Annotated in this window: 30 protein-coding genes and 1 pseudogene; 17 read left to right on the top strand and 14 right to left on the bottom strand. The window is 70.7% G+C overall.

The annotated features are described in order from the left end of the window. Positions 1 to 39: 39 nt before the first annotated feature. From ACZ4S3_RS14305 to ACZ4S3_RS14285, 5 genes are all read right to left on the bottom strand, one after another. Positions 40 to 612 (bottom strand): hypothetical protein, encoded by a 573-nt coding sequence (locus tag ACZ4S3_RS14305; protein ID WP_467932014.1) that lies wholly within the window; start codon positions 610 to 612, stop codon positions 40 to 42. After that, the gene (locus ACZ4S3_RS14300; protein WP_467932013.1) at positions 609 to 2,273 is read right to left on the bottom strand and encodes an alpha/beta hydrolase; all 1,665 of its coding nucleotides are present in this window, start codon (positions 2,271 to 2,273) and stop codon (positions 609 to 611) included. The genes ACZ4S3_RS14305 and ACZ4S3_RS14300 overlap by 4 nt, the downstream gene beginning before the upstream one ends. 6 nt (positions 2,274 to 2,279) lie before the next feature. After that, entirely contained in the window at positions 2,280 to 2,612 is a 333-nt protein-coding gene (locus tag ACZ4S3_RS14295) for a hypothetical protein (RefSeq protein ID WP_467932012.1), read from the bottom strand. 225 nt (positions 2,613 to 2,837) lie between these two features. After that, positions 2,838 to 3,395: a CchlQ gene (locus ACZ4S3_RS14290; protein ID WP_467932011.1), complete on the bottom strand. Its 558-nt coding sequence runs from the start codon at positions 3,393 to 3,395 to the stop codon at positions 2,838 to 2,840. Positions 3,396 to 3,455: 60 nt separating this feature from the next. Then, a complete protein-coding gene (locus ACZ4S3_RS14285; protein WP_467932010.1) occupies positions 3,456 to 4,235 on the bottom strand; it encodes a cobalt-precorrin-6A reductase in 780 nt (259 codons plus the stop codon). A 17-nt stretch (positions 4,236 to 4,252) separates the two neighbouring features. Between ACZ4S3_RS14285 and ACZ4S3_RS14280 the strand changes: the two genes are divergently transcribed. After that, complete coding sequence (locus ACZ4S3_RS14280; protein ID WP_467932009.1) at positions 4,253 to 5,428, top strand: cobalt-precorrin-5B (C(1))-methyltransferase; 1,176 nt, start codon at positions 4,253 to 4,255, stop codon at positions 5,426 to 5,428. 193 nt (positions 5,429 to 5,621) lie between these two features. Then, entirely contained in the window at positions 5,622 to 5,954 is a 333-nt protein-coding gene (cutA, locus tag ACZ4S3_RS14275; protein ID WP_467932008.1) for a divalent-cation tolerance protein CutA, read from the top strand. 5 nt (positions 5,955 to 5,959) lie between these two features. Here the strand turns inward: cutA and ACZ4S3_RS14270 are convergent, their stop codons facing one another. The 3 genes from ACZ4S3_RS14270 to cbiE all read right to left on the bottom strand — a co-directional run bounded on the left by ACZ4S3_RS14270 (position 5,960) and on the right by cbiE (position 8,337). Then, on the bottom strand, positions 5,960 to 6,214 hold the full coding sequence (locus ACZ4S3_RS14270; protein ID WP_467932007.1) for a hypothetical protein: 255 nt from the start codon (positions 6,212 to 6,214) through the stop codon (positions 5,960 to 5,962). Between the two features lie 123 nt (positions 6,215 to 6,337). Continuing rightward, entirely contained in the window at positions 6,338 to 7,081 is a 744-nt protein-coding gene (gene cobM / locus ACZ4S3_RS14265) for a precorrin-4 C(11)-methyltransferase (RefSeq protein ID WP_467932006.1), read from the bottom strand. After that, positions 7,078 to 8,337 (bottom strand): precorrin-6y C5,15-methyltransferase (decarboxylating) subunit CbiE, encoded by a 1,260-nt coding sequence (gene cbiE, locus ACZ4S3_RS14260; protein WP_467932005.1) that lies wholly within the window; start codon positions 8,335 to 8,337, stop codon positions 7,078 to 7,080. The genes cobM and cbiE overlap by 4 nt, the downstream gene beginning before the upstream one ends. Positions 8,338 to 8,518: 181 nt before the next feature. Between cbiE and tsaD the strand changes: the two genes are divergently transcribed. The 6 genes from tsaD to ACZ4S3_RS14230 all read left to right on the top strand — a co-directional run bounded on the left by tsaD (position 8,519) and on the right by ACZ4S3_RS14230 (position 14,368). Beyond that, positions 8,519 to 9,592: a tRNA (adenosine(37)-N6)-threonylcarbamoyltransferase complex transferase subunit TsaD gene (gene tsaD / locus ACZ4S3_RS14255; RefSeq protein WP_467932004.1), complete on the top strand. Its 1,074-nt coding sequence runs from the start codon at positions 8,519 to 8,521 to the stop codon at positions 9,590 to 9,592. Between the two features lie 356 nt (positions 9,593 to 9,948). Beyond that, positions 9,949 to 11,667 (top strand): sensor histidine kinase, encoded by a 1,719-nt coding sequence (locus ACZ4S3_RS14250; RefSeq protein ID WP_467932003.1) that lies wholly within the window; start codon positions 9,949 to 9,951, stop codon positions 11,665 to 11,667. Further along, positions 11,664 to 12,092, top strand: coding sequence for a roadblock/LC7 domain-containing protein (locus ACZ4S3_RS14245; protein WP_467932002.1), 429 nt, complete (start codon positions 11,664 to 11,666; stop codon positions 12,090 to 12,092). Before ACZ4S3_RS14250 ends, ACZ4S3_RS14245 begins: the two co-directional genes overlap by 4 nt. Further along, positions 12,089 to 12,445: a DUF742 domain-containing protein gene (locus tag ACZ4S3_RS14240; protein ID WP_467932001.1), complete on the top strand. Its 357-nt coding sequence runs from the start codon at positions 12,089 to 12,091 to the stop codon at positions 12,443 to 12,445. Before ACZ4S3_RS14245 ends, ACZ4S3_RS14240 begins: the two co-directional genes overlap by 4 nt. Next, complete coding sequence (locus ACZ4S3_RS14235) at positions 12,426 to 13,082, top strand: GTP-binding protein (RefSeq protein ID WP_467932000.1); 657 nt, start codon at positions 12,426 to 12,428, stop codon at positions 13,080 to 13,082. The genes ACZ4S3_RS14240 and ACZ4S3_RS14235 overlap by 20 nt, the downstream gene beginning before the upstream one ends. Beyond that, complete coding sequence (locus ACZ4S3_RS14230; RefSeq protein ID WP_467931999.1) at positions 13,079 to 14,368, top strand: cytochrome P450; 1,290 nt, start codon at positions 13,079 to 13,081, stop codon at positions 14,366 to 14,368. Before ACZ4S3_RS14235 ends, ACZ4S3_RS14230 begins: the two co-directional genes overlap by 4 nt. 48 nt (positions 14,369 to 14,416) lie before the next feature. On the opposite strand, the pseudogene ACZ4S3_RS14225 reads toward ACZ4S3_RS14230, so the two are convergent. Next, positions 14,417 to 14,695 (bottom strand): annotated as a pseudogene (locus ACZ4S3_RS14225) (cytochrome P450); the annotation flags it as partial. Between the two features lie 283 nt (positions 14,696 to 14,978). Between ACZ4S3_RS14225 and ACZ4S3_RS14220 the strand changes: the two are divergent. From ACZ4S3_RS14220 to ACZ4S3_RS14205, 4 genes are all read left to right on the top strand, one after another. Then, entirely contained in the window at positions 14,979 to 16,019 is a 1,041-nt protein-coding gene (locus ACZ4S3_RS14220; RefSeq protein WP_467931998.1) for a cation diffusion facilitator family transporter, read from the top strand. A gap of 282 nt (positions 16,020 to 16,301) precedes the next feature. Further along, entirely contained in the window at positions 16,302 to 16,616 is a 315-nt protein-coding gene (locus ACZ4S3_RS14215; RefSeq protein WP_467931997.1) for a DUF2563 family protein, read from the top strand. Beyond that, positions 16,613 to 17,629, top strand: coding sequence for a WXG100 family type VII secretion target (locus tag ACZ4S3_RS14210; protein ID WP_467931996.1), 1,017 nt, complete (start codon positions 16,613 to 16,615; stop codon positions 17,627 to 17,629). Before ACZ4S3_RS14215 ends, ACZ4S3_RS14210 begins: the two co-directional genes overlap by 4 nt. After that, on the top strand, positions 17,626 to 18,240 hold the full coding sequence (locus tag ACZ4S3_RS14205; protein ID WP_467931995.1) for a hypothetical protein: 615 nt from the start codon (positions 17,626 to 17,628) through the stop codon (positions 18,238 to 18,240). Before ACZ4S3_RS14210 ends, ACZ4S3_RS14205 begins: the two co-directional genes overlap by 4 nt. Positions 18,241 to 18,421: 181 nt before the next feature. Here ACZ4S3_RS14205 and ACZ4S3_RS14200 read toward each other — a convergent pair whose 3' ends face one another. Then, the gene (locus tag ACZ4S3_RS14200) at positions 18,422 to 18,727 is read right to left on the bottom strand and encodes a hypothetical protein (protein WP_467931994.1); all 306 of its coding nucleotides are present in this window, start codon (positions 18,725 to 18,727) and stop codon (positions 18,422 to 18,424) included. A gap of 189 nt (positions 18,728 to 18,916) precedes the next feature. Between ACZ4S3_RS14200 and ACZ4S3_RS14195 the strand changes: the two genes are divergently transcribed. From ACZ4S3_RS14195 to ACZ4S3_RS14185, 3 genes are all read left to right on the top strand, one after another. Next, the gene (locus tag ACZ4S3_RS14195; RefSeq protein ID WP_467931993.1) at positions 18,917 to 19,912 is read left to right on the top strand and encodes a hypothetical protein; all 996 of its coding nucleotides are present in this window, start codon (positions 18,917 to 18,919) and stop codon (positions 19,910 to 19,912) included. A gap of 54 nt (positions 19,913 to 19,966) precedes the next feature. Beyond that, entirely contained in the window at positions 19,967 to 20,638 is a 672-nt protein-coding gene (locus tag ACZ4S3_RS14190) for a hypothetical protein (RefSeq protein WP_467931992.1), read from the top strand. Between the two features lie 152 nt (positions 20,639 to 20,790). Continuing rightward, positions 20,791 to 20,994, top strand: coding sequence for a hypothetical protein (locus tag ACZ4S3_RS14185; RefSeq protein WP_467931991.1), 204 nt, complete (start codon positions 20,791 to 20,793; stop codon positions 20,992 to 20,994). A gap of 6 nt (positions 20,995 to 21,000) precedes the next feature. Here the strand turns inward: ACZ4S3_RS14185 and ACZ4S3_RS14180 are convergent, their stop codons facing one another. From ACZ4S3_RS14180 to ACZ4S3_RS14165, 4 genes are all read right to left on the bottom strand, one after another. Beyond that, positions 21,001 to 21,615 (bottom strand): DUF4291 domain-containing protein, encoded by a 615-nt coding sequence (locus ACZ4S3_RS14180; RefSeq protein ID WP_467931990.1) that lies wholly within the window; start codon positions 21,613 to 21,615, stop codon positions 21,001 to 21,003. A gap of 125 nt (positions 21,616 to 21,740) precedes the next feature. Next, positions 21,741 to 22,682: an NADP-dependent oxidoreductase gene (locus ACZ4S3_RS14175; protein WP_467931989.1), complete on the bottom strand. Its 942-nt coding sequence runs from the start codon at positions 22,680 to 22,682 to the stop codon at positions 21,741 to 21,743. Between the two features lie 211 nt (positions 22,683 to 22,893). Next, positions 22,894 to 23,208 carry an ABC transporter permease gene (locus tag ACZ4S3_RS14170; RefSeq protein ID WP_467932505.1) on the bottom strand — a complete coding sequence of 105 codons (315 nt, stop codon included), beginning with the start codon at positions 23,206 to 23,208 and terminating at the stop codon, positions 22,894 to 22,896. A gap of 263 nt (positions 23,209 to 23,471) precedes the next feature. Continuing rightward, positions 23,472 to 23,963: a hypothetical protein gene (locus ACZ4S3_RS14165; RefSeq protein WP_467931988.1), complete on the bottom strand. Its 492-nt coding sequence runs from the start codon at positions 23,961 to 23,963 to the stop codon at positions 23,472 to 23,474. Between ACZ4S3_RS14165 and ACZ4S3_RS14160 the strand changes: the two genes are divergently transcribed. Further along, positions 23,929 to 24,828, top strand: coding sequence for a sensor histidine kinase (locus tag ACZ4S3_RS14160; RefSeq protein WP_467931987.1), 900 nt, complete (start codon positions 23,929 to 23,931; stop codon positions 24,826 to 24,828). The genes ACZ4S3_RS14165 and ACZ4S3_RS14160 overlap by 35 nt on opposite strands. Then, entirely contained in the window at positions 24,825 to 25,982 is a 1,158-nt protein-coding gene (locus tag ACZ4S3_RS14155; RefSeq protein ID WP_467931986.1) for an ATP-binding cassette domain-containing protein, read from the top strand. Before ACZ4S3_RS14160 ends, ACZ4S3_RS14155 begins: the two co-directional genes overlap by 4 nt. Positions 25,983 to 26,073: the final 91 nt, after the last annotated feature.

The raw sequence follows: 26,073 nt of genomic DNA, 5'->3' as shown, positions 1-26,073 counted from the left end.
GCCGGGTTGGGCAGGGGCCGTCGGTTGTGCGCGCGGCGGCTACTTGGACCAGTAGGGGTCGCGGAAGTTGGGGGAGATATCGGTAAGGCCGTTGGGATAGTCCCCGTGGTCGATTTCGCCACTGTGGCCCGGATATTTGGTATCCGCAATACTGGCCTCAAAAGCTACGCTGTAGTCACCACCCCCCGAGAAATAGATCAAAACACCTTCGGGCGTCTTGTACCGAAAAGAAGTCCCCTTACGGTTCTCGAACTCAAGCTCATACCCCTTCGCCTTCCAGCGCTTTTCGACAACCTTGGCGAGCACCGCAATCTTCGCCTTCGAGAACCTGGTACGCACATAGCGAGTCCTGCCGACCGTAATTTCCCCGTTCACCTTATTCGTAAGCGAGTTCCTGTGTTGCGACATGCTGGCCGGCCCGTCGCTCCACTTAAGGGAAGGGTGGACCACCGCGACGGTGCCGTCCAGAGCGGAGTCAATCTTTTTAACCGCCTCCGCCACGTCCATCGAGGGACCGCTCAACGGCGCGGCACAGCCTACAAAAAAGCCAGATGCCACAAAGACTGCGCCAGAGGCTCCCATGCATACCGTTCGTCGACTCTTCACGCTCACCGCTCCTCTTGGGTGGTGACGTCATCCGTTCGGCCGGACACAATTCTTCCCATATTATTCAGTGATTCTGAATTTTCATCGAAGTAACTGGAATGTGCATCCAAGCCACCGGGATCCACAGCGAATCGATTCCCGCCAAATGCTCCACTGGCCGGGTCCTGACCAAAATGCAACTCATGCGGGTCGAGGATATGACCTACGATCCCAAACATCTTTTCGCTGTCGGAAGGTGCATGAGTAATGGGGTCGTTCTCAGCCGCCCCGGACCACACGTGATCCGCCCCAACACCCAGCTGCTCAGCCCTCTGCGCTCCGGTCCCAGGACTGCCAACAAAAATAATGTCGTCGGCAGGAATTCCACCCGCGCGCTGCGCCGCCTGACCCAGCGTAAACGACCCGTAACTGTGACCGATCGCCGTTACATGCGGCCGGTCACCTTGGTGGGTAGCTTGGACCCCATCCAGAAACTTTCCAAAGTCGGCACCGCCCCGCCTGCCGCGCGCTTCACCAGCAACTGCAACGTCATCTTCGTTAAACCCTTGGTCTACGTCGATCTGCGGAGCGTCATATCCAAGCCAGACAATTGAGGCAGTTTTACGATTCGATTCAGGATCCTGGGCGGCTTCCCAGACATTCTTAGCGCGATCCCCGTCGTCCGTTGCCACGTTCGAGAGCTCGGTGTTAAGACCCGGCACATAGGCAGCAACATCATCCGCGGTGTCAGGATCTCCATACGACAAGATGGCCCGCCCTTGCCCCTCCGGCCCGATGCCGAGCAGCAGCGGTTCCGGCTCCCGCCCGGTGTCCTTCACCAGACGGTCCCTGATCGCTTTGAAGCCGTCGTGCTGCTTCCTTGCGTCGTAAGGTACGGGCTCCGGATGCATAGCTATCAGTCGGTCAAGATTAACGCGATTGGCCTTGTCGCGAGTCTTTGCAGGTATCCCGTCGAGATTTCCGATGGCGCTTGGATTCAGCGCCAGCTGTTCCTCCCGCTCTTCGTCGCTCAGCCCGTTCCACCAGTCGTGGACCTTTTTCGGGTCTGTGCCCTTCGCGGGAGCCTTGGCCCCGTCCAGCCCGATCCCACGAACCGCGGCCTTGGAGATCAAGGACGCATCTCTTTGCGACTCCAGGCCGTCAACTTTCAGCCCTCGGCCGACCAATAGCCGTGAGAGCGCAATGCCGTATCGATCGTCCACCTCAATGGCAGCTCGCAGGGCGTCGATTATCTCCTTTTGACGAACCCTCCTTTCTTCTTCCTTTTTCTGCGCCGCCGGATCGGGATCGCTGCCGGGCGCATCCCCCTCATCCGCGTAGACCACTTCCCCGTTGGGGGTGACTTTGAAGCCCGCTCGGGTGATTTTGTCCAGCATCGCATGAAGCAGCTTCCGTATCGCCTGAAGTTCAGTGACGGCACCATCTATGCTGGTCCGAATCAGCGCACATTCCTGCGATGCGAACTGGAAGTTCTCATTGAGTCTCTTCATGCGCGACTGAGCAGCATCAGCCGCACCCCCCTGCCAGTCGTACAAGGGCCGACGCATATGACTGTCGACTCGATCACCGTAACCCGCGAGTCGCGAGGAGGCCTTCGCCCACTCCTCCTTGGCGCTCTCCAGTGCAGAAAATCGAAGATCGTTCAGTTGTTGAAAGGTCAGACTCATCGGGCATCATCCAAAAGGGCTGTCGTGGTGGGCTGACTGCGCAGGCTTCCGGCTGAACGACTGGGCGGTTGCCTCTTCGTTCTTTTCATACGTGTCAGCGGTTACCTGGAGACCCACCGCGATCGATCCGCATTCTTTCCCGACGTCATTGAGTCGGCCATGCCAAGCGCGATGAACTTTCATCAACTCTGCGGCAAAACCGAGCCCCTCCGCCTGCCCCGGCACGCCCTGGTGATATGCACTTAAGTCACCTATGGCAGCACCCATCCCGACGTACATCTCTTCGCCATGAGCGGCGGCCGCGCGCAGCGACTTAGGTTCGATATTGATGTCAGGCAAAACTCATCCCCCGATTTCCCCGTTACGTCCTGCGCCCCCTGCGCATTGGACGACGTCGCACCTTACGGCATCGCTTTCGAATTACCTTCGAATGCATCGCGCGATTCCGGCCAAATTTTCGGCCATGCAATGCCGACCCGTCCGGCGGCTCAGCTCGCCGGTTTACAGCAGACCGATGTCAGGGACGACCGAAAGGCCCCCCGGCCGGTCCCCCGCTGTTCTCGGTCACCCGGACGTCGGGGCGGTACTCAAGGGCTCCCGGCACAGGGCGCAGCGGTCCGTGCCGTCCCATTCGTCCCAGCCGAACACCCCTGGCGTCAGGGCCTCGCCCTCGAGTTCGGTGCGGACCGCCACGCGGTAGGCCCAGACGGCCGAGAGGTAGGGGTGGTAGACGTCGTGGAAGGCGGGTGACGTGTGCCCGGCGCCCGAGGCAACCGCCCGCTGAAGGGCGCGCAGGCGCTCGAACATCTCTTGCCCGGCGCCGGCGATGCCGGTGGTCGCATCGATGAACAGCCGCTCGCGTACTTCGTGGATCGCGGCGTCGTTCAGCGCCGCGCGGGCGGCAGCGTCGAGATCGGGCTCGGCGAACGGGTCCTGGGCAATGCGCCGCAGCCGCGTATGGCACACCCCGGCGGCGGTGATGAACTCGATGTACACCGCCCGCCGACGTGCCTCGCTGCTGCGGTCGGTCTCGTGGCGTTGACGGAGGCGATCCGCCAGGACGGTGCCGGAGATCGCCATCAGGCCGCCGCTCACCGTCGCGACGAGGGTCCCCCAGTCCATGCGTCCCCCTCACGCTGTCGTGGCGTCAGGCAGTATCGCTCAACTGGGCCTGTTCTGCGATCAATTCGCCCGACCCGGCGCCGTCCCCGAAAGGCGCCGCCACCACTCCACCGCCGCCGCCGGATCCGCCGCCTCCGGGACCCCTTCCGGCGTCGGCGGGCGGGTCACCACGATGACCGGAATGCCCGCCTCCCGCGCCGCCGTCAGCTTGGCGGCGGTGGCGGCCGCGCCGCTGTCCTTGGTGACCAGGACGTCGATGCGGTGGTTACGCAGCAGCTCGCGCTCGCCCTCCAGGGTGAACGGGCCGCGGTCCAGGAGGGCGGTCATCCGGGGCGGGTGCGGGGGTTCGGGGGCGTCGACCGAGCGGACGAGGAACCAGAGGTCGGTGAGGTGGGCGAAGTGGGCGAGGCCCATACGGCCGGTGGTGAGGAAGATGCGCGTGGCGGGGAGGGTGGGGAGGACCGCAGCCGCTTCTTCGAGGGAGGCGACCGGGTGCCAGTCGTCACCCGGGCCGGGGACCCAGCCGGGGCGGCGGACGGCGAGCAGGGGAACATGGGCGGTGGCGGCCGCCTGGGCCGCGTTGTGACTGATCGTGCCGGCGAAAGGATGGGTGGCATCGATGAGCGCGTCCACCGCGTGCTCGCCCAGCCAGCGGGCGAGGCCTTCAGGGCCGCCGAACCCTCCGATGCGGACCTCCCCGGCGGGCAGCCTGGGTGCGGCGACCCGGCCGGCGAGCGAGGTCGTCACGCGCAGGCCCGGCTCCGCCGCCAGGGTGGCAGCGAGGCGGCGGGCCTCGGTGGTGCCGCCGAGGATCAGGACGTGGGGAGCTGCGTGGGTCATGGGTGGCGGGTTCCTCCGTGGCTGATGCGCAATCGAAGGGTACGGGGACTGGGCGAGGCGGCCGCGCGGCCCAGCTCGCGCATACCGGGCTGCGGCACGGCTGGACGACCGGTGCCTGTGCGACGGCGGCCAGTACGGCCGCGTACACGGCCCTGCTGAGCGGCGCGTTCCCGGATCCGGTGACGATCACGCTGCCGAAGGGGCAGACGCCGTCCTTCGCGCTCGCGGTGGAAGAGCTGGCGCCCGGCCGGAGCAGCGCCATGGCCGGGGTGGTGAAGGATGCCGGAGATGACCCGGATGTGACGCACGGGGCGCTGGTGCGGGCGCGGGTGCGGGCGCTGCCGGCCGGGTCCGGGGTGCGCTTCGCGGCCGGGCCGGGGGTGGGGACCGTGACGCGGCCCGGTCTCCCCCTGGATGTCGGCGAGCCCGCGATCAACCCCGTACCGCGGCAGATGGTGCGCGAGCATCTGGCGGCGGTGGCCGAACGGTTCGGCGGCGCGGCGGGAGCGGCAGCCGACGTCGAGGTGGAGATCTCCGTCGATCACGGGGAGGAGATCGCGCGGAGTACGTGGAACCCCCGGCTGGGGATTCTGGGCGGACTGTCCATCCTCGGGACCACCGGGATCGTCGTTCCGTACTCCTGCTCGGCCTGGATCGACTCCATCCGGCGTGGGGTGGATGTGGCGCGTGCGGCGGGGCGGCGGCATGTGGCCGGGTGTACGGGCTCGACGTCGGAGAAGGTCGCCGTCGCGCTCCATCATCTGCCGGAGGATGCGCTGCTGGACATGGGGGACTTCGCGGGGGCGGTGCTGAAGTACATCCGGCGGCACCCGGTCGACCGGCTCACCCTCTGCGGCGGGTTCGCCAAGCTGTCCAAGCTGGCGGCCGGGCATCTGGATCTGCATTCGGCGCGGTCGCAGGTGGACAAGGGCTTTCTGGCCGAGCTGGCCCGGCGGGCCGGGGCGGACGAGGCGCTGGCGGGGGCGGTGGCGGTGGCCAACACGGGGCTGGCCGCGCTCCAGTTGTGTGACGCGGCGGGCGTGCCGCTGGGCGACCTGGTGGCGGCCACCGCCCGCGAAGAGGCGCTGGCGGTGCTGCGCGGGGCCCCGGTGGCCGTCGATGTCATCTGCATCGACCGGGCGGGGATGGTGGTGGGGCGGGCGGAGCCGCGGGGGCCGCAGACGTGCGGGTAGGCGGCCGGAGCGGTGTTACGGGAGACGGTATGCCGCCCGCGCGCCACCCGCGGCAGGAACACCACACCAGCCCCCACCGGCAACGTAGGGTGCAACAGCGTCCGTACCCCACCACAAACATCGGTACTGTCCTGCGGGATGGGTCTGAACACATAGCGGCAGCGAACGGCAGGTGCGGGGATAGGCTCGCCGCATGGCTGACTTTCTTCAGGTGTCCACAGCGACCGAGAATCGAGAGGCGGCTGTGAAGCTGGCTCAGTCGGTTGTGACGGCTCGGCTCGCGGCAGGAGCGCAGATCATCGGGCCGGTGGTCTCCGTGTTCTGGCACCAGGGCCAGTTCGGCACGGGGGAAGAGTGGCAGCTCTTGTTCAAGGCCCGCGCTGACCGGTACGCCGAGATCGAGGCACACCTGTTGGAGCATCACCCATGGAAGAACCCGGAAGTCTCAGCGGTTCCGATCGTCACCGGTTCGGCGGCATACCTGCGTTGGGTGGAAACGACCACGGCACCGGACCCGACAGACTGAGCCAGTCAGGCCCCTGCCCGGTCCAGCACTTCGGCCGCAGCCGGAAGTCCGCGATGCGAGCTGAGCTGTCGAAGGGTCGGTGCGATGCGCTGACGCGGGCGGACGGACGCCACGCCGGCCGACAAATCCAGTACACGGCCGATGATGTTCGCGGCCCGCTCGATCTCTCCGGCGGACAGGTATGCGTCGGCCAGCCAGGACAGGTACAAGCTTTTGTCCCTGGCGTGGGTGTCGTCGTACTTGCTGAGCGCGTCCTCCAAGACGGGGACCGCACGGAGCGGGCGGCGTAGTTCCCCGGGTGCCTGCCCAGCTGCGCGTCGCCTCGCGCGCGCAACGGCGACAAGAACCACGGCGCCGCACCCGGCAACGTACGGAGAAGCCCCTCAGGGCCGCTCCCGCCCCGCCGAGTACAGGTGGCTGTCCCGGAACTGCTCGGCGGCCAGGGTGCGCCCGACCATGATCACGGCGGTCCGGACCACGCCCGCCGCCTTCACCTGGTCGGCGATGTCGGCCAGGGTGCCGCGCAGGACGAGTTCGTCGGGGCGGGAGGCCATCGCGACGACGGCGGCGGGGCAGTCGGCGCCGTAGTGCGGGAGGAGTTCGGCGACGACCCGGTCGACGTACATCGCGGCCAGGTGGAGAACCAACAGGGCGCCGCTGCGGCCGAGGGTGGCCAGGTCCTCCCCCTCGGGCATGGGGGTGGCGCGCTGGGCGACGCGGGTGAGGATGACGGTCTGGCCGACGGTGGGGACGGTCAGTTCGCGCTTGAGGGCGGCGGCCGCGGCGGCGAACGCCGGGACGCCGGGCACCACTTCGTACGGCACTCCGGCGGCGTCCAGGCGGCGCATCTGCTCGGCGACGGCGCTGAAGACGGACGGGTCGCCGGAGTGCAGCCGGGCGACGTCGTGGCCCTCCTCGTGGGCGCGGACCAGCTCCGCCGTGATGGTGTCCAGGTCGAGCTGCGCGGTGTCGATGAGCCGGGCGCCGGGCGGGCATTCGGCCAGCAGCTCGCGCGGCACCAGGCTGCCCGCGTACAGGCAGACGCCGCAGGAGGCGAGGGTGCGGGCACCGCGCACGGTGATCAGGTCGGCGGCGCCGGGGCCCGCGCCGATGAAGTGGACAGTCAACGTTCCTCGTTCTCCAGATGCTCCGTAGGAAGGGCGGGCTTCACTGCCGCCCACTGGGTGACCGGCATCGCCTGCCGCCAGCCTGTGAAGCCGCCGACCGGGACGGCGTGTGCGACGGCGAGCCGGACGAGTTCGCCGCCGTGCCGCCGGTAGCGGTCGGCGAGCAGTGCCTCGGACTCCAGCGTCACGGTGTTCGCGACGATGCGGCCGCCCGGGGGCAGCGCCTCCCAGCAGGCGTCCAGCAGGCCGGGGGCGGTCAGCCCGCCGCCGATGAACACCGCGTCCGGCGTCGGCAGGCCGCCGAGCGCGGCGGGTGCCGGGCCCTGTACGACGCGCAGCGACGGCACGCCGAGCGAGTCGGCGTTACGGCCGATCCGCTCGGCCCGTACCGGATCGCGCTCCACGCTCACCGCGCGGCAACTGCGGTGCGTGCGCAGCCACTCGATGGCGATGGAGCCGGAGCCGCCGCCGATGTCCCAGAGGAGTTCGCCGGGGGCGGGGGCCAGCGCGGCGAGGGTGGCGGCGCGGACATGACGCTTGGTCAGCTGACCGTCGTGCTCGTACGCGGCGTCGGGGAGGCCGGGAACGAGGGAGAGGCGGAGGGATTCGGTTTCGCGGACGCAGTCGAGCGCGATGACGTTGAGGGGGTCGCCGGGCGGCCGGTCCCAGGTGGCCGCGGTGCCCTCGGCGGTGTGCTCGCGGTCGCCGCCGAGCTGTTCGAGGATCCGCATCCGGGTCGGGCCGAAGCCGTGGGAGCGGAGCAGCGCGGCGACCTGGGAGGGGGTGTCGGCTCCGGCGGACAGCACCAGCAGCCGGCGCCCGTCGTACAGCGCGCCGGCCAGATTCGCGGCCGGCCGCCCAACGAGCGTGACGACCTCCGTCTCCTCCACCGGCCAGCCCAGCCGCGCGCAGGCATACGAGACGGCGGACGGATGCGGCAGCACCCGCAGCTCGGGCGCCCCCTCGCCGCGTACCTCACCCAGCGTCCGCCCGATCCCGTAGAACATGGGGTCACCGCTGGCCAGCACACAGATCCGGCGCCCGGTGTGCTCGGCGAGCAGGCCGGGTACGGCGGGCCGCAGCGGCGACGGCCAGGGCACCCGCTTCCCCGCACACTCCCCGGGCAGCAGCGCCAGCTGCCGCGCCCCGCCGATCAGGACGTCGGCCTCGCGCAGCACACGCTGCGATGCGGCCGGCAGACCCTCCCAGCCATCGGCTCCGATGCCGACTACGCAGAGGGGTGGTGCGGGGCTCACTGCCGGTACCTCGGGGTTCGGGAGGGGATGAGAACGGGAGCCGAACTCTACTGACCGGTGCGCGGCTGCCGCCCGCTGGGGGAGCGGCGGCACCGGCAGCCGCTACCCGCCCTTATTGCATATAGTTTGCAATTACAGCCAAGGGAGAAGAACCCGGGAGAGATCGGAGGGGAGCGGCTCGGTGGGCTCGCCAGTGGTGCTGGGGATCGAATCATCCTGCGACGAGACGGGTGCGGGGCTGGTGCGCGACGGCCGGCTGCTCGGGCAGGCGCTCGCGTCGAGCATGGCGGAGCACGCCCGGTTCGGCGGGGTGGTGCCCGAGGTCGCGGCGCGGGCCCATGTGCACTCCCTCACCCCGGTGGTCCGGAGCGCACTGGACGATGCGGGGCTGCGGGCCGGTGACATCGGGGCGGTTGCGGTGACGACGGGGCCGGGGCTGTCCGGGGCGCTTCAGGTGGGTCTGGCGGGGGCCAAGGGGCTGGCGTATGCGCTGGGGGTGCCGTTGTACGGGGTGCACCACCTGGCGGGTCATGTCGCGGCCGACACCCTGGAACACGGTCCGCTGCCCAACCCGTGCGTCGCCCTGATCGTGTCCGGCGGCCACACCTCCCTCCTCCTCGTACGTGACCTGGCGCGCGACCCGATCGTGCACCTCGGCGACACCCTGGACGATGCCGCCGGCGAGTGCTTCGACAAGGTCGCCCGGGTCTTCGGGCTGCCGTATCCCGGCGGCCCGGCCATTGACCGGACAGCGCGCGAGGGGGATCCGCGCGCTGTCCCCTTTCCCCGCCCGCTGACTCCGGGGCCGCCGTCCACGAGCCCGCCCGGGAACCGGTTCGCCTTCTCCTTCTCGGGCCTGAAGACGGCCGCGGCCCGCTGGGCGGAACGCCACCACGCCGCCGGGCTGCCCCTCCCGCTCGCCGACGGCGCGGCCTCGCTCCAGGAGGCGGTGGCCGATGTCCTCACCCGCAAGGCCGTGGCCGCCTGCCTCGAGCACGAGGTCTCCACGCTGGTCGTGGTGGGCGGAGTTGCCGCCAATTCGCGGGTGCGGTCGCTGGCCGAGGAGCGCTGTGCGGCGGCCGGGATCGGCCTTCGGGTGCCGCCGCTGCGGCTGTGCACGGACAACGGCGCGATGATCGCGGCGGTGGGCGACCTGCTGGTGCGGGCGGGCGCCGAGCCCGCCCCGCTGGAGGTGTCCGTGGATCCGTCGGCGCCTTTGGAGTTCGCGGCGTTGCAGCCGGTCGCCGCGGCGTAAGTCCGGCCCCCGGTGCCCGCGCAGCGCCCGGCGTCCCTCGCGCTCTCCGTGGCGGCCGCCCCACCGGATACCGGCAAAGCCGGGATGACCTGCGCGAATAGGGCGCCAACGGCCGAGGTTGATACGGAAGTTGCCGGATCCGGGTGAGCGGCTAAAGTGCCTGGACGATCTTCGCTCACTCCTTCGCCGGACACGCAACAGGACACGCAGCAGGACGCCCAGCCGTACACACCACCGCACGTCGATTCGCTCAGGGGTTTCGCTCCCGCCGATCGTCCCGACACAATGCACGCCCCGCACCGCCCCGCCCCGCCCCGCACCGCCCGCAGCCGCCATCGCTCACGAGGACCTGTTTGATGTCAGCACGGATACCCTCCCGCCGTCAGGCAGCGCGCCCGCCGTTGGGAGCGGCGCTGCGCACCCTGGCGGCCGCTCTTGTGGTGACCGGGGGGCTGTGTGTGTGGGCGGTGATGCTCGCACCGCAGTCCGTACGGACGCTGGTGGCCTGCGGTGGTGGGGCCGGCGGGGTGTTGCTGAGCGCCGCGGTGGCGACCGCCGTGTATCAGGAGCGGCTCGTACGGCACTACCGGTCGCGGATCGGGGACATCAGGGCGGAGGCCGACCGGCTGGCCGATGAGGCCCTGCCCGCGCTGGTCGTTCAGCTGCGGGACGGCGCCTCGGTGGACACCGCGCTCAGCCGTACGACCACGCCCACGGCCGGGGCGCACCAGCGGATCCTGCGGACGCTCGCCGAGGAGGTCGGGCGCGGTGAGCGGATGCGGGCCGCGGCGATGTCCGCGTGTGCCAACGCCGCGGGCCGGGTGCAGGCGCTCGCCACCGGGATGCTCGCGGACCTGCGCGAGATGGAGGACCGGCACGGCGAGGAAGTGCTGGGCGATCTGATGAAGCTGGACCATACGACGGCGCAGGCGGGGCGGCTGGCGGACAGCATTGCCGTACTGACCGGTGCCCGGTCCGGGCGGCGCTGGAACAAGCCGATCGCGATGGAGAGCATTCTGCGCGGGGCGATGGGCCGGATCAGCGCCTATCGCCGTATCCAGCTGCACAGCAGCAGCAATGTCGCCATCGCGGGGCATGCGGCCGAGGGCATCATGCATGCGCTGGCCGAGATCATGGACAACGCGACGTCGTTCTCGCCGCCGCTGTCCCCGGTGCATGTGTATGTGGAGGAAGCGCAGGCCGGCGTGGTGGTCAGCGTCGAGGACAGCGGGCTGGTGATGGGTGAGGCCGCGCTGCAGCGGGCCCAGCAGTCGGTGTCCGCGGCCACGCTGGATCTGATGTCGCTGTCGGGGACGCGGCTGGGGCTCGCGGTGGTGGGCTGTCTGGCGCGTAAGCACGGGCTGAATGTGTCCTTCCGGCCGTCGGCGCGTGGCGGCACGGGAGTGGTGGTGCTGATCCCGCAGCAGTTGGTGACGGAGGCGCGGCCGCCGGCCCAGCGGGTGGAACAGCCCCCGATCGCCGACACGGTGGTGACGTCCCCGCGGGCCGCCGTCCCGGCTCCCCGGCGCGCGCCCGAGGCCGAGCCGGAGCCCCCGGCACAGCCCCGGCCCGAGAGTGCGCCGGCCCCCGGGGCCGAGCCCGCGTCCGAGACCCCCGCCCCCCTCCCCAGGCGCACCCCCCGGACTTCCGCTCCCCGGCGCGCGGCCGAGCCGGCCGGCGACGCCGAGCCCGAGGCGAAACCCGAAGCAAAGCCCGAGCCGACGCCCGAGCCGACGGCCGAGCCGACGGCCGAGCCCGCGCCCGCCCCGCCGACCGAATTCGGCGAAAGCGGCCTCCCCAAGCGCCGCCGCGGCCAGACCCTGGCCTCCGCCCCCATGGGTACGGGTCCGGCGCACGGCCGGACGCCCGCCGCCGGTGAGCCCGCGCGGCCCGTCCGCTCCCGTGCGGAGGCGGCGGCGCGGTTCCGCGCCTTCCGTGAGGCCGTCCAGGGCACGCCCGCCGCCGACGCCGCCGACGGCCCCCGTACCGACCCCGCCCCGGGCACCCCGGCCGGCGGCTCCCCCGCGTCACCCCCCGCACCCTCTCCAGCACGTCCGGAGGACGAGACCCGATGAACACCACCGACCACAGCCTTGATTGGATGCTGGAGAACCTCCTCCAGAAGACCCCGGGTGCCCGGCATGCGCTGGTCCTCTCCCGGGACGGGCTCAAGCTCTGCCACTCCAAGGACCTGACCGTCGATCAGGCCGACCAGCTGGCCGCCATCTCCTCCGGGATCCAGAGCCTGTCGCACGGCGCGTCCGTGGAGTTCGGGGACGGTACGGGCGGCGTACGGCAGGCGATGACGGAGTTCCACGGTGGCCTGCTGTTCATCGTGGAGGCGGGGAACGGCGCCCATCTGGCGCTGATCGCCGTCGAGGACGCGGACGTCGGTCTCATCGGCTTCAACATGAACGAGCTGGTGGAGCAGATCGGCGAGTATCTGCAGGCCGCCCCGCGCGGCGAGGGCGGGTCCGGCAAGCCGGGGCAGCCCGCATGAAACGGCTCGGTCCTGACGATGATCCGGACCGGCTGTACACCGTGACCGGCGGCCGCAGCCGGTCCGCCGACGACCGGACGCTCGACCTGGTGACCCTCATCGTCAGCGAATGCGATCCGGCTCCGGGCATGCAGTCCGAGCATGTCCGGATCCTCACCATGTGCCGTCGCCCGATGGCCGTCGTGGAGGTCTCGGCGGAGCTGCGGATGCCGGTGAGCGTGGTCCGGATCCTGCTGTCCGACCTGCTGGACCGCGGCCAGGTCACCGCCCGCCATCCGCGCACCCCCGAGACCGCCCAACTGCCCGCCGCCGACCTGCTGAAGGAGGTGCTCGATGCACTTCACCGCCTCTGAGAACCCCTCTGAGACCGCGGCCACGGCCGCAGCGGCCGGCACCGACGCCGACCGCATCCCGCTGAGCGCCACCGCCGACAACGGGCTGAAGATCGTCATCGTCGGCGGCTTCGGCGTCGGTAAGACCACCATGGTCCGCTCGGTGAGCGAGATCCGGCCGCTGAACACCGAGGAGACGATGACGCGGGCGGGCGTCGGCGTCGACGACCCCACGGGCGTGGAGGGCAAGTCGACCACCACCGTCGCCTTCGACTTCGGCCGGATCAGCATCAACGACAGTGCGGTGCTGTACCTGTTCGGGGCACCCGGCCAGGAACGCTTCTGGTTCCTGTGGGACCGGCTGTTCTCCGGCACGCTGGGCGCGGTGGTCCTGGTGGACACCCGGCGGCTGGACGACTCCTGGTACGCCATCGACCGGCTCGAGGCGCACGGGATGCCGTTCATCGTCGCGCACAACGACTTCGGCGGGGACCGGCACAGCCTGGAGCAGGTGCGCGAGGCGCTCGACCTCGCCCCGGAGGTGCCGCTGATCGCCTGCGACGCGCGGGACCGCGAGTCCAGCAAGGCGGTGCTGATCGCGCTGGTCGACCACCTCTACGCCCTGTCCCTCCAGGAGACCGCGGAGACCGCGCCGTGACCGAGCAGCAGCACCCCAAGACCGGCGGCTGCCCCCTGCGGGCCGGTACGGATGCCGTACCGCTGTACGGCACCGGCTTCAGCGACGACCCCGCGAAGCTCTACCGCGAGATGCGTGCGCAGTACGGGACGGTCGCGCCGATCCTCCTGGACGGCGGCATCCCCGGCTGGTTCGTCCTGGGCTACCGCGAGCTGCACCAGGTCACCAGCAACCCCGAGCTGTTCGCGCGGGATTCGCGGCGCTGGCATGCCTGGGACCGGATTCCCGAGGGCTGGCCGCTGATGCCGTTCGTCGGCCACCAGCCCTCGGTGATGTTCGCCGAAGGAGCAGAGCACCGCCGCCGGGCCGGGGCGATCAGCGATGCGCTCACCGCCATCGACCAGTTCGAGCTGCGGCAGATCTGCGAGCGGCTGGCGGACGGGCTGATCGACACCTTCGCCGGTTCCGGCGAGACGGATCTGATGGTCCACTACGCGGCCCGGCTGCCGCTGCTGGTCGTCGCCGAGCTGTTCGGCTTTCCGGGCATCGAGGTGTCCGAACTGGCCGCCGATATCGCCGCGTCGATGAACGAGGACGCCGGCGCGATCGCGGCCCATCAGCGGGTCGCGGCGCGGATGGCCCGGCTGGTGAAGGCCAAGCGGGCCCGGCCGGGCGCCGATGTGCCGTCCCGGCTGCTGGCCCACCGGGCCGGGCTCGCCGACGAGGAAGTGGTCATCGACCTGCTGGTGGCGATGTCCGCCGCCCAGCAGCCGACCGCCAACTGGATCGGCAACACCCTGCGGCTGATGCTGACCGACGACCGGTTCGCGGTCAGCCTCTCGGGCGGGCGGCGCAGTGTCGGCCAGGCCCTCACCGAGGTGCTCTGGCACGACACTCCGACCCAGAACTACATCGGCCGCTGGGCGGTGCGCGACACCCAGCTCGGCGGCCGCCGGATCCGTACCGGGGATCTGGTGATCCTCGGGCTGGCCGCCGCCAACACCGACCCTCAGGTACAGCCGGACTTCAGCGAGGCCGGTGCCGACGGCAACCAGGCCCATATGTCCTTCAGCCACGGGGAGCACGCCTGCCCCTACCCGGCTCCGGAGATCGCCGAAGTGATCGCCAAGGCGGCGGTCGAGGTGCTGCTCGACCGGCTGCCGGACGTGATGCTGTCGGTGCCGGCCGAGGACCTGGTGTGGCACCCGTCGCTGTGGATGCGCGGCCTGGTCGGCCTGCCGGTCGAGTTCACGCCCGCCTATACGCCGATTCCGGCGATGGGGGCACCGGGCTGGGTCTACGGGTGAGGGACCGGCCCCGTACGGGAGGTCGTCGGGGCGGTGGCGCCGGGGCAGTGGCGCCGGGGCAGTGGCGCCGGGGGCGGTCGCGCGCCCGCTCATCTGCAGGATGGTCCGGCCGTGTACCGGCTCCAGCTGCCAGTCGTAGTTTTCCGTGGTGAACACCGGCTCCTTGAAGGCCCGTTCGACGTCCTCGTACCGCGAGATGATGTAGCTCTGGGTGGCCTCGTGGTGCAGCAGCGGGAAGTCGTCGCGCAGCACGCGATCGGCGGCGTAGGGATCCCCGGCGAATTCCCGCGACAGGATGTCGGGGGCTTGTGACGCTTCTCGGTTCACGGGCAAGACGCCCCTCTATTGATGCATGGGACATGAACCGCGGCATCGCGAGCCGTCCGTACGACCAAGATCGTCTCTCCGGGCTTCCCTCATCAAGAGGGCGGCGGGCATCGGCGCCCCGATTCCGCGCGCCGGGCCGAATCTCCCGCGCGCCCGACCGCACCGCTCTGACCAGGCACGATACGCCGTTCGACGGTAATGACAACGGTCACCGGTGCAGCCTTTGGATCTTTTGCCCAAGTGCGGTTTGCTTCGCAAGGACGACCCAGGAAGGAGCGCGCCCATGACCGAGCACGCCCACGGCCACAGCCCCGCGCAGGCCACCTCACACGGCCATGCGCACAGCCACTCGCACGGCGTCTCCCCGGATGCCGATCGCCGCTGGCTGCGCGCCGCGCTCATCCTTCTCACCGCCTACATGGCGGTCGAGGTCGTCATCGGCGTCCTGGCCCGGTCGCTGGCCCTGATCTCGGACGCCGCGCACATGCTCACCGACGCGGTCTCCATCATCCTGGCCCTGATCGCGATGCGACTGGCCGCCCGCCCCGCCCGCGGCGGCTACACCTACGGCCTCAAGCGCGCCGAAATCCTCTCCGCGCAGGCCAACGGCATCACCCTGCTGCTGCTGTCCGCCTGGCTCGGCTACGAGGCGGTCCAGCGGCTGATCTCACCGCCCGCGGTCACCGGCGGTCTGGTCCTGATCACCGCCCTCTCCGGCATCGTCGTCAACCTCATCTGCACCTGGCTCCTCTCCCGGGCCAACCGCTCCAGCCTGAACGTCGAGGGCGCCTACCAGCACATCCTCACCGACCTGTTCGGCTTCGTCGCGACCGCCGTCTCCGGCCTGATCGTGCTGACCACCGGCTTCGCGCGGGCCGACGCGATCGCCACGCTCGTCGTCGTCGCGCTGATGCTGAAGGCCGGTACGGGTCTGGTCCGCGAGTCCGGCCGGATCTTCATGGAGGCCGCACCGGCCGGCGTCGATCCGGACGCGCTGGGCGATCACCTGGTCGCCGCCGACGAGGTCGTCGAGATCCACGACCTGCACATCTGGCAGATCACCTCCGGTCAGCCGGCGCTCTCCGCGCACATCCTGGTGGCCCCCGGCGGCGACTGCCACAAGGTCCGCCGCCGCCTCCAGGAACTCCTCAGCACCGAGTACGGCATCACCCACGCCACCCTCCAGGTCGACCACGTAGGCGAAGAGCCCGCCGCCCCCGACGTCCTGGCCCTCGGACCCGGCCCCGGCCCCGAACCGCACCCCACCGACCACTGCGAGGACTCCCACGGCCCGGTCCACCGGCCGGGCCCGCATCGCCACTAGCGACACAGCAGGCCTGTTGAGCTCGATGCGCCGGACGGGCCTGGTGACCTCAACGGGCTTGAGGTGCTTGATGAGCTTGGTGAGCTTGGTGAGCTAGACGGGCTTGGTGAGCTAGACGGGCTTGACGCGCTTGGTGAGTCATTTACCACCACATTGCTTTGACAACCGATTGCCCCCTCGTACACCCACTGTGGGTACAGTGCTGTAAAAGCAATGGCCCCATTTCCGCAAAGACTTGGCATGGTGCGGGCATGGGGCCGGTACGGGCCACGGGGAGGACGTATGGGCACGGGGTACGACGTCGAGAGCACGGCTCTACGGCGCTATGCGAACGCGGCGGACCAAGCGGCGGACCAGGTGGCGAAGATCCGCAGCCGCGTGGGCCAACTGGATCTGTCGAGCGGGGTGTTCGGCATGCTGTCGGAATCCGACAGCCTCAAGGCGGACTACGACAAGCAGTCCGAGGAGGCGGTGAACGACCTCCACGACGTCAAGGAGTCACTCAACACCATCGCCGACGGGATGCGCCTGACGGCCGAGGGCTACGACAACAACGAAGAAGACCAGGTCCAGGCCCTCGGCGGTGGTCACGCATGAGCGCGGCGCTCGAGCGCATCGGGTTCGACGTCGACTGGAGCAACCCGCTGGCCGGGGCGCTCGACTCCGTCATCCGGGGTGCCATCAAGAACCTCGGGCTCGACGAATATCTGGAAAAGGTCAGCGGCGACAACGAGAAGCTGATCGAGACCGCCCGGGAGTGGCGGGCCGCCGCCCGCGACATGCAGGGTGTCGTCGAGGATCTGCAGGCCGAGCGCCGGACGCTGCAGAGTTCGTGGACCGGAGAGGCCTCCGAGGCCTTCGGTGGGACCATGACCGAGTTCGAGAAGGCCCTCAAGGGCGAGGCCGAGGACATGATCACGGTCGCCGAACTCCTCGAGATGGCCGCGGAGTCGTGCACCGAGGCCGAGAACACGATGATCGAGCTGATCACCGAGATCGTCGAGGCGCTGCTGGTCGCCGCGGCGACGGCGGCGATCGTCGCGATCCTGACCGCGGGTGTCGGCGCCGCGATCGGACCGCTCATCGGCGCCGCGGGGGCCACGCACCGCGCGATGAAGGCCGTACGCATCACCGCCAAGCTGGCGGACAAGCTCAAGGATCTCGCCGACCGGATGCGGGCGCTGCAAAAGCTGCGGCGGGCGCGTATCAAGGCCAAGGCGCTGTGGCGGAACAAGAACGCCCGCAAGAAGCTGAAGACGGGCGTCAAGCAGGTCGTCAAGCGGGCTGCGGGCGCCAAGGCGGGGGGTGCGATCCTCGACGCGGGTCCTCTGGCGAACAGCGTGATCGAGCACCACACCGGCGTCGACGTCGGCGAGAAGGTCCACAACGCGGCCAACAAGGCCGAGGGCGCGCTCAACGACGCCACCGGCCTGAAGGCGGTCCATCTCGGCGACAAGACCTGGGACGTCGAGCACCAGGACCCGAGCTCCGCGCCCCCGCAGACCGAGCAGCAGAAGCAGTACGCCGACCGGCCCGACCCCAAGAGTTTCGATGAGCGCCTGGCGGAGGCCGCGCCGCGGTCGAAGCCGGTACGGGAGGTCTTCGGATGAGTCTTCGGGTCGCCTGGGGGAAGGTGCCGTACAAGGAGGCGAGGGAGCGCGCGGCGACGGCGCTGCCGGCCGGTGAGCGGCTCGTGCAGAGCGAAGTCGCTTCTCCCGGGCGGAAGTTGCCGAAGCCGTGGCGGTGGAACCGTCCTCGCGTCCTGGTCGGCCACCGGCTCCCGGGCGACCGCTGGGAAGGCACCAAGCGGAAGTTCTGGAGCATCTTCTGGCTCCTCGACGCCCTCTTCGAGCCGATCCCGGATCTCTTCGGGGGCCGGCGCAGAAAGGGCAAGCCGCTCAAGGGCGGCTGGGACAGCCTGGCGGGCCGGCTGGCCGCCGCGCTGTGGCCCCGCGTCCCGACCACCGACGCGCTGCCGGTGCTGCAGCTCACCGAGCGGTCGCTGCACGTCAGCTATGTGCAGCGGGGCCGGCGCCGGGGCGAACTCGGCCATGCCGAGGCGGGCTGGAGCGTGCCGGCCGGCCAGGTGGCCTGGGTCCGGCACCGTACCGACATCGACGCCGACACCTTCGAATTCGGCTTCACGGACGAGTCGTGGGCCCGGGTGGAGCTCCGCAGCCAGCACGCCGTGTACTTCACGGAGTGCTTTCCGCGGCCGTAACCGGCCGTGCCACCGCCGCGAGCAGCGCCCTGGCCTCGGCGTGCAGACGCCCGACGTCGATGTCGCGGCACGAGACCGCCGGCCCCAGGGAGGTCGGCTCCGGCCAGCCGGGGAACCGGTAGTACGACGGGTAGTGGAGGTACGGCCGGCACTCGCCGGCCGGCCGCCGCCCGATCGCCCTCTAAACCTCGTCGTCCGGGTAGTCCCACCTGATGATCACCTTCGCGGCGGGCGCCACCTTCTCCACCGCCTGGTGGACCCGGCTCTCGAACTCCGGCTGCCAGCGGCCGAGGCCGCTGATGATCAATGGGTACTCGGTGCCGCCCAGGACCTGGAGCTGGCCTTCCTCCTCGTCCAGCCCGAGGCCGACCGAGTGGGTCAACCCCTCGTCCTCCATCACTTCCTCAAGGGCGCTCAGTATCCGTTCCGCCTGCTCCGGGCCGGCCAGCTCGGTGACGGTCAGCTCAAGATCGATATTGACTGACATGACGTAAGGCTATGGGTACGGCTCTGGTCACGGGTACGGGGTCCGGTCTTGGCCGAGGCCCATCCGGGGTACCCCGCTCACCCGTTGGCACCGCCCCGGCTCGCGCCCCCCGCCCAGCCGGTCTTGCCTGGAGGTCTGAAGACCTGAAGGTCTGGCCACAGTCCCTCCCACCAGGAAGGACCGGACGCGATGTCAGCAAGCGCACCCGTACGCCTCCGCGGCCGGGTGACGGAGGCGGAACGCCTGCCCGAGCGGCCCGGGCGGCAGCCCGGCCGCGCGTCGGCCGCATGCGCGCTGCTGCTCATCGGAACGCTGCTCCTGCCGCTGAGCCTGGCCACCGTATGGGCGCGCAGCGAACTGACCGACACCGACCGGTACGTGGCCACCGTCGCCCCGCTCGCCGCGAACCGCGCCGTCCAGGACGCCATCGTCCACGACGTCACCAACGGGGTGATGGCCCATATCCGCCTCAACGGCCTCCTGAAGGCCATCCCCCGCGCCGAACGGGGCGCCCTGCTCAAGCGCTTCACTCGCGGCCTCCGCGAATTCGTCGACAAGCAAGTCCGGCAGGTCGTCACCGGCCGCTCCTTCCCCGCGGTCTGGACCGGCGTCCACCGCACCGCCCACCAGGCGCTGGACGGCAGCCTCACCGCCTCCGGCGACGCCCCGGTGACCCTCGACCTCACCCCCATCCTCGACCGCGTCCGGCACCAGCTCGCCGGCAACGGCCTGGGCATCGACATCGCCCACCGCATCCCGCGCATGGGCGCCGAGGTCGTCCTGCTGCGCTCCCCCGACGTCCCGCGCGCCCGCCTCGCCTACCGCGCCATCCGCACCGCCGCGCCCCTGCTCCCGTCGGCCGCCGCGCTCTGCCTGCTGGCCGGCCTGCTGCTGTCGCGGCGCCGACGACGCGCGCTGATCTGCGCGGGGGCGGGCTGCGCCGCCACGGCCGCCCTGCTCGCGGCGGCCCTCGCACTGCTGCGCGCCCACGCGCTGAAGGGGCTGCCCGCCGTCGTCCCCCGGGCGGCCGCCTCCGCGTACGCGGATACGCTCACCGGTTCGCTGCGCGACGGCGTCTGGCTCGTCATCGGCCTCGCCCTGGCGACGGCCGCGCTTGCGGCGGTGGGTCCGCCGACCGTCCGGGCCGTGCGGCGCCTGTGCACCACCGGGGCCTCGCAGGCGTGAGCCCGTCGCGTACACGGCCGCCCTGGAGGCCGACCCGCACGAGATGATCGCTACGTGAGCTTCGCTCCCCACGCGCGGCAGGTCCGTGACCGCGATCTTCCCCGGATGCGCCGCCGCCGGGCCTTGATACGCGCGGTAGGCGCCTACTGCCCCATCGGCTTCCACCCGACCTGGTCCTACCTGTCGACCGCGGGCAACCTGCGCAACGACGAACGAGCCCTGCTGCGCGCCCTCGACAAGCTGGAGCTGAGCCGCGCCACGTGGCTCGCCGAGATGCGGGCCTTCGCCGACCTGCGCCGCGCGGAGAAGCGGCAGCACCATCAGCGGACCCCGTCCGCGGCGGCACTCCTCCACCCCCTCGGCTGGAGGTGGCCCGGCCCGGAGGGACACCAGGTGATGTTCCGCGAGGTCGGCCTCCTCTGGACCGCGCACGGCGGCCCTTTCCCCGACGTCCCCGCCGCCGACAAGGGCGATCTGGCCTACCTGGATCTGCTGGTGGCCGGCTACGTCTCGACGTACCTCGACAACGGCGGCACCGCCGCCCCCGACCACGAGGCCCTGCTCCACGCCCTGCTGCCGGAGCTGCGCACCTCGGTTGCCCGCCTGGGCCGGGACCGGGCCTTTCGCAAGGCGTTCACCGACTTCCGCCGCCTGCTGAGGATGACCGAACTGATCCTCAACGATGCGATGCGCGAGGGCGATCACCCTGACGGAGCCGTCGCTTGACCACAGCAGAGCAATGCTTGGCCAAGACCGGCCGACCGGTGAGGAGTTGTGGCACCCGTCGAGGTGTCTCACCGGCTCGCTCGGCGATGCGCTGCGGATCGCGGAGAGCCGGGGCGGGCGGCTCACTGGCGGGTGACGTCTAGGCTGTCGGCATGACCTGCCAGTGGTGCCAAGGCACCGGATACACCCCCCGGGCCCTGGCCTACGTCTCCGGCGTGGACTCGTTCCGGGGGCCGGTGGAGACGGTGCACCGGTCGGGGGAGTGCAAGCACTGCCGGGGGACCGGGGCGTACGACTCGCGGCGGGATCCGACGTTGGAGCTCTGGCGCGAGGAGGGGCCGCAGGACGCCCTCTGAGACGACTCAGCCGTCGATCCCCAACCGGGTGGCGATCGGGCGGGGGACCTCGTACGGCCGTTCCGGGGGCAGCAGCCGTTGGGCCTGCGCGGCGCGGCCGCCCTGTATCAGCGTGGCGATCCTGTGGACGCGGTCGGTCAGGTCGGTGAGGCCGACCACCCACTCCTCGGCGTAGGTGCGGATCAGGTCGCGGCCGATGCCTACCTGGATGCTGTAGTGATTCAGCGGCGCGCCGCGCAGGGAGCGTTCGGGGTCCCATTGGACGTGGACGGGGGCGTCGGCGACGGCGGCCGGGTCGGCGGTCGTCAACACCGCTCGGGAGAGGGCCTCTTCCCAGCCGGTCCGGGTGATCCGGACGGCCAGGATCCGCTGCTGGCCAGGCTTGCGGGCCCAGTTGCTGCGGTGCATCAGCCAGCGGAACGACGGCTTGATCCACGTCATGCGGCGGAAGGAGAAGGGCGGCACGAAGCGGCCGGCCCGGAGGGCGGCGTCGGCGACGGCGGGTGCGTAGGCCTGGTAGACGACGAGGGTGTGGGTGTCGTGGTCGGCGCGTATCCGGCGGGCGGGGTCCTGGCGGGGGGACGACGGCGGACGACGGGGCTGACGTGGCGGGCGGGGCATCGGGGCAGCGTGCCGGGTGGAGGCAGGACGCGGCCAGTGGTTTTCGGGGCGGCGAGGGCGAAGGCACGGCCGCCCGCCAGGGAGGCGGGCGGCCGGTTCGGGGTTCCGGATTCCGGTACGGGGGCTCAGATCGCGACGACCGTCTTGCCCTGCGCCCGCCCGGTGCGGCTTGCCGCGAGGGCCTCCGGAGCCTCTTCCAGGGGGACCTCGCGGCCGACGAGGACGGTCAGGCGGCCCGCGTCGACCTGGCCGGCGAGGATTTCCAGAAGCTGGGGCGAGGGGCGGTTGACGAAGTTGAAGCCGCGCAGATTCTGCTCGGTGAGCGCGTCCGCATCGGCCGAGCCGATCAGCGAGACGGCCGTGCCGCCGTCCCGTACGGTCCGGGTCAGTGCGCCGAACTCCTCGGGGCCGCTGGTCATGTCGATCAGCACGTCGACGCCGTCCGGGTACCCCGCCAGGACCTGGTCCACGATCGGGCCCGCGGTGTGGTCGATGGTTTCGGCGGCGCCCAGATTCCGCATCAGCTCGGCCATGGCCGGGCGGGCGGTGGCCAGCACCTCGGCGCCGCGGCCGGCGGCCAGTTGGGTGGCGAAGGTGCCGACGCCGCCGGTGGCCCCGACGATCAGCACCCGGCGGCCCTCGCTGACCCGGGTCTCCTCGACCAGGTTGTACGCCGTCATCCCGGCCGTCGGCACGGCGGCGGACGTCGCGTAGGTGACGCTGCGGGCGGCCGGGGCGATCGCCTGCTCATCGGCGACGGCCATCTCGCAGTACGAGCCGCCGCCCCGTTCCGGCCGCTGGAACTGGCCGAACACCGCGTCCCCGACGGTGAACCGCCGCACACCGGTCCCGACCGCGAGCACCTCACCGGCCCCGTCCGTCCCCATGACCAGCGGGAAGACGGCCGGCACGGCGCTGCCGAACGTGCCGTCGGCGAGCTTCCAGTCGACCGGGTTGAGTCCGGCGGCGGCCAGCCGCACCAAGACCTCGCCCGGCCCTGGCTCGGGCTGTGGCAGATCCATGAGCTGCGGCTGTTCACCGAATGCGCTGACTGCTACGGCTCTCATGTGGCGTTCCCTTCCACCCTTCCGACCGGAGGCCGGAGTGGATCGTAAGCACGCCGGTGGGGCCGGATGCGGCAGGAGGAGAGGCGGTGTTCCGGAAGCAACTCGTATGGCCTTTGGTTTCGAGTCGTTTCGGGGGGTCCGGGCCCCCCGAAACGATCGGTCGCGGCCGCACTCGCAGCCGGGCTTGGGCCGTCCGGGCGGCCCGCGCCACCTACACCGCTTGCAGCGCGAGGGTCGGGGACAGCCGCGCGGCCCGTACCGCCGGGTAGAGGCCGGCCACCGTGCCGATCACCAGGGTCGCGCCGAAGCCGCCGCCGACCGCCCACAGCGGCACCACCCAGGGCATACCGCCGGAGGCCGCGAAGGCGTAGGTGGCGGCCGAGCCCAGGACGATGCCGGCCAGGCCGCCGAGGCCGGACAGCAGGAGGGACTCGGTGACGAACTGGAGGCGGATCTGGCCGCGGGTGGCGCCCATGGAGCGGCGCAGCCCGATCTCGTAACGACGTTCCAGGACGGAAATGATCATGGTGTTGGCGACGCCCACGCCACCGACGAGCAGCGCCACCCCGCCCAGCCCGAGCAGCAGATTCGTGAACGCGCCCTCGGTCGCCGCCTTGGCCTGGAGGGCCGAGGACGGGTCGGTGACCTGGACGTTGCGCGGGTTCTCCGGGTCGACGGTGTGCGGGATCAGATCGCGTACGTCCTGGACGGAGGCGTCGGTGGAGCGTTCGTAGATCGAGGTGGGATGGCCGTCGAAGGCGAGGAGACGGGTCGCGGCCGGCCGGCCGATCAGGGCGGAGCGCTCGATCTCCGGGGCGAGGGGGAGGGGGAGGGGGTTGAGGATGCCGATGACGGTGAAGTAGCGGCCGCCGATGTAGACCTGCCGGCCAGGGTGGGTGATGCCGAGCCGCTGGGCGGAGACATGGCCGAGGACGACGGAGGGATAGCGGCCGTTGGCGGCGTTGAGCCAGGTGCCGGACGCCATGGTGCCGCGGAGGGTGCCGAGGAGCCCTTCACGGGCGGCCTTGAGCGTGATGCCGCCGGTCTCCTCCGGCGGGATCTTCTCGCTGCGGCGGACCGACTGGCCGAGGTCCCCGGTGGCGCCGACCTGCTGGATGCCGTCGATGCGGCCCACCATCCGGGGGACTCCTTCGGCAGCTGCACCTTTTCGCCGAACATGCCCTGGCCGGGCGTCGCCACCAGCATGTTGGTGCCCAAGGCGTCCAGCTTGCGCAGGAGTTGGGCCTTGCTGGAGGCGGAGATGCCGACCACGGCGATCATGGTCGCGATGCCGATGGCGATACCGAGCGCGGACAGCACCACCCGCATGGGGCGGCTGCGCAGGCCGGCGGAGCCGACGTGGAGCACATCGCGCGGGGAGAGGGCGGCCGGGGAGAGTCTCGTACGTCGCATGCACCTCGCCGACACCTGCGACGGCATGCTCGACCGCATCGAGCACCTGGTCTCCGCACAGCAGCGGTTCGCCGCCAACGCCGCCCATGAACTGCGCACCCCGCTCGCCGTGCAGCGCGCCGCCGCCGAGATCGGCCTCGCCGACCCGGACCCGGCCAACGTACGGCGCATCCGCGGCAAGCTGATCGAGGTCGCCGAGGACAGCGAGCAGCTGATCGAGGGGCTGCTGCTGCTCTCCGTCTCCGACCAGGGGCTACAGCGCCGTGAGCCGGTCGCGCTCGGCGATCTCGCCAGGACCGTTGCCGCCGAGTTCGCCGATGACGCCTGGCGGCGCGGGGTGACCGTCGCCACCGACATCAGGCCATTGGCCGTCGACGGCGATCCCGTCCTGCTCGCGCATCTCGTCCGCAACCTGGTCGCCAACGCCATGGGGGCACCTCCCATGCCCGTCCAGGGCTATGGGGGAGGCACAACCACCCCGACGGCCGGATCACCCTCAGCGTCCATGACCGCACCCTGGAGATCACCAACACCGGCCCGGCCGTCCCCGCCGAGTCCGTCCCGTACCTCTTCGAGCCGTTCCGAAGCAGCCCCTGGCCGGCCGTACGGGACCCGATTGCCCCTCCCCGGGACCCGCTTGGCCGTCCCTCTGGACCCGCTTGGCTGTCCCTCTCGACCCGATTGCGCACATGACGGGACCGTGGCCTCAGGCCGGGCTTCAATGGCCAGATGATCCGGTTCGACTCCGTCACCAAGCGCTATCCGGACGGCACCACCGCCGTCGACGACCTCACCTTCGAGGTCGGCGAGGGCGAGCTGGTGACCCTCGTCGGCCCGTCCGGCTGCGGCAAGACGACGACCATGATGATGGTCAACCGGCTCATCGACCCCACCCACGGCACGATCCACGTCGACGGCTCGGACATCTCCGGCGTCGACCCAGTCAAGCTGCGGCGCCGTATCGGCTATGTCATCCAGCAGACCGGCCTCTTCCCGCACCGCACCGTCCTCGACAACACCGCCACCGTGCCGTTCCTGACCGGCTGGAAGAAGGCCAAGGCGCGCGAGCGGGCCGCCGAACTCCTCGACATGGTCGGCCTGGACCCGGCCGTCTACGGTGCGCGCTATCCCGAACAGCTCTCGGGCGGCCAGCGCCAACGCGTCGGCGTGGCCCGCGCGCTCGCCGCGGACCCGCCCGTCCTGCTGATGGACGAGCCGTTCGGCGCCGTCGACCCGGTCGTCCGCGATCGTCTGCAGAAGGAATTCCTGCGCCTCCAGGCCACCATGCACAAAACGGTGCTGCTGGTCACCCACGACATCGAGGAGGCCATCCGTCTCGGCGACCGGATCGCGGTCTACGGAGAGGGCCGCATCGAGCAGTACGACACCCCGGCCAGCGTCCTCGGCGCCCCCGCCTCCCCTTACGTGGCCGAGTTCGTCGGTACCGACCGGGCGTTGAAGCAGCTCTCGGTCACCGGCATCGACCGCGACGATCTCGAACGCCCCCCGTTCGCCCGCCTCGGCGAACCCGCCGCGGACGCGGCCACCCGCCTGCGCTCCGAGGGCGCCCGCTGGGCGGTGGTCCTCGACGAGGACGGCGAACTGCACGGCTGGGTGGGCACGGAGGAGCTGGCGGGGACGACCGGCCGGGTCTCCGACCACGCCCGCCGCATGGAGGCCTGGGTACCGGTCGCCGGCACCCTCAAGGCGGCCTTCAGCGAGATGCTCAAACACGACGCGGGCTGGATCGCGGTCCTCGACGGCCACCGCTTCCTCGGCGTCCTCACCCCGACCACACTGCACGAGGCGCTACGCCGCACCATCGACTCCGACGAACGGGGGGTGCCGCGGGAGCGGGCGGAGGTGGATTCGGTGCCGACGGAGTGAAAGCCGGCGGATCGACCGGCGGCGGTCTACCGGCGGCAGATCGACCGGTGGCATCGACCGGCGGCCGTGTTTCACGTGAAACACCTGATGG

This window comes from Streptomyces sp. NPDC028368, assembly GCF_055565615.1.
The sequence above is the reverse complement of the archived record's forward strand: the minus strand, read 5'-3'. Positions and strand labels throughout refer to the sequence as shown.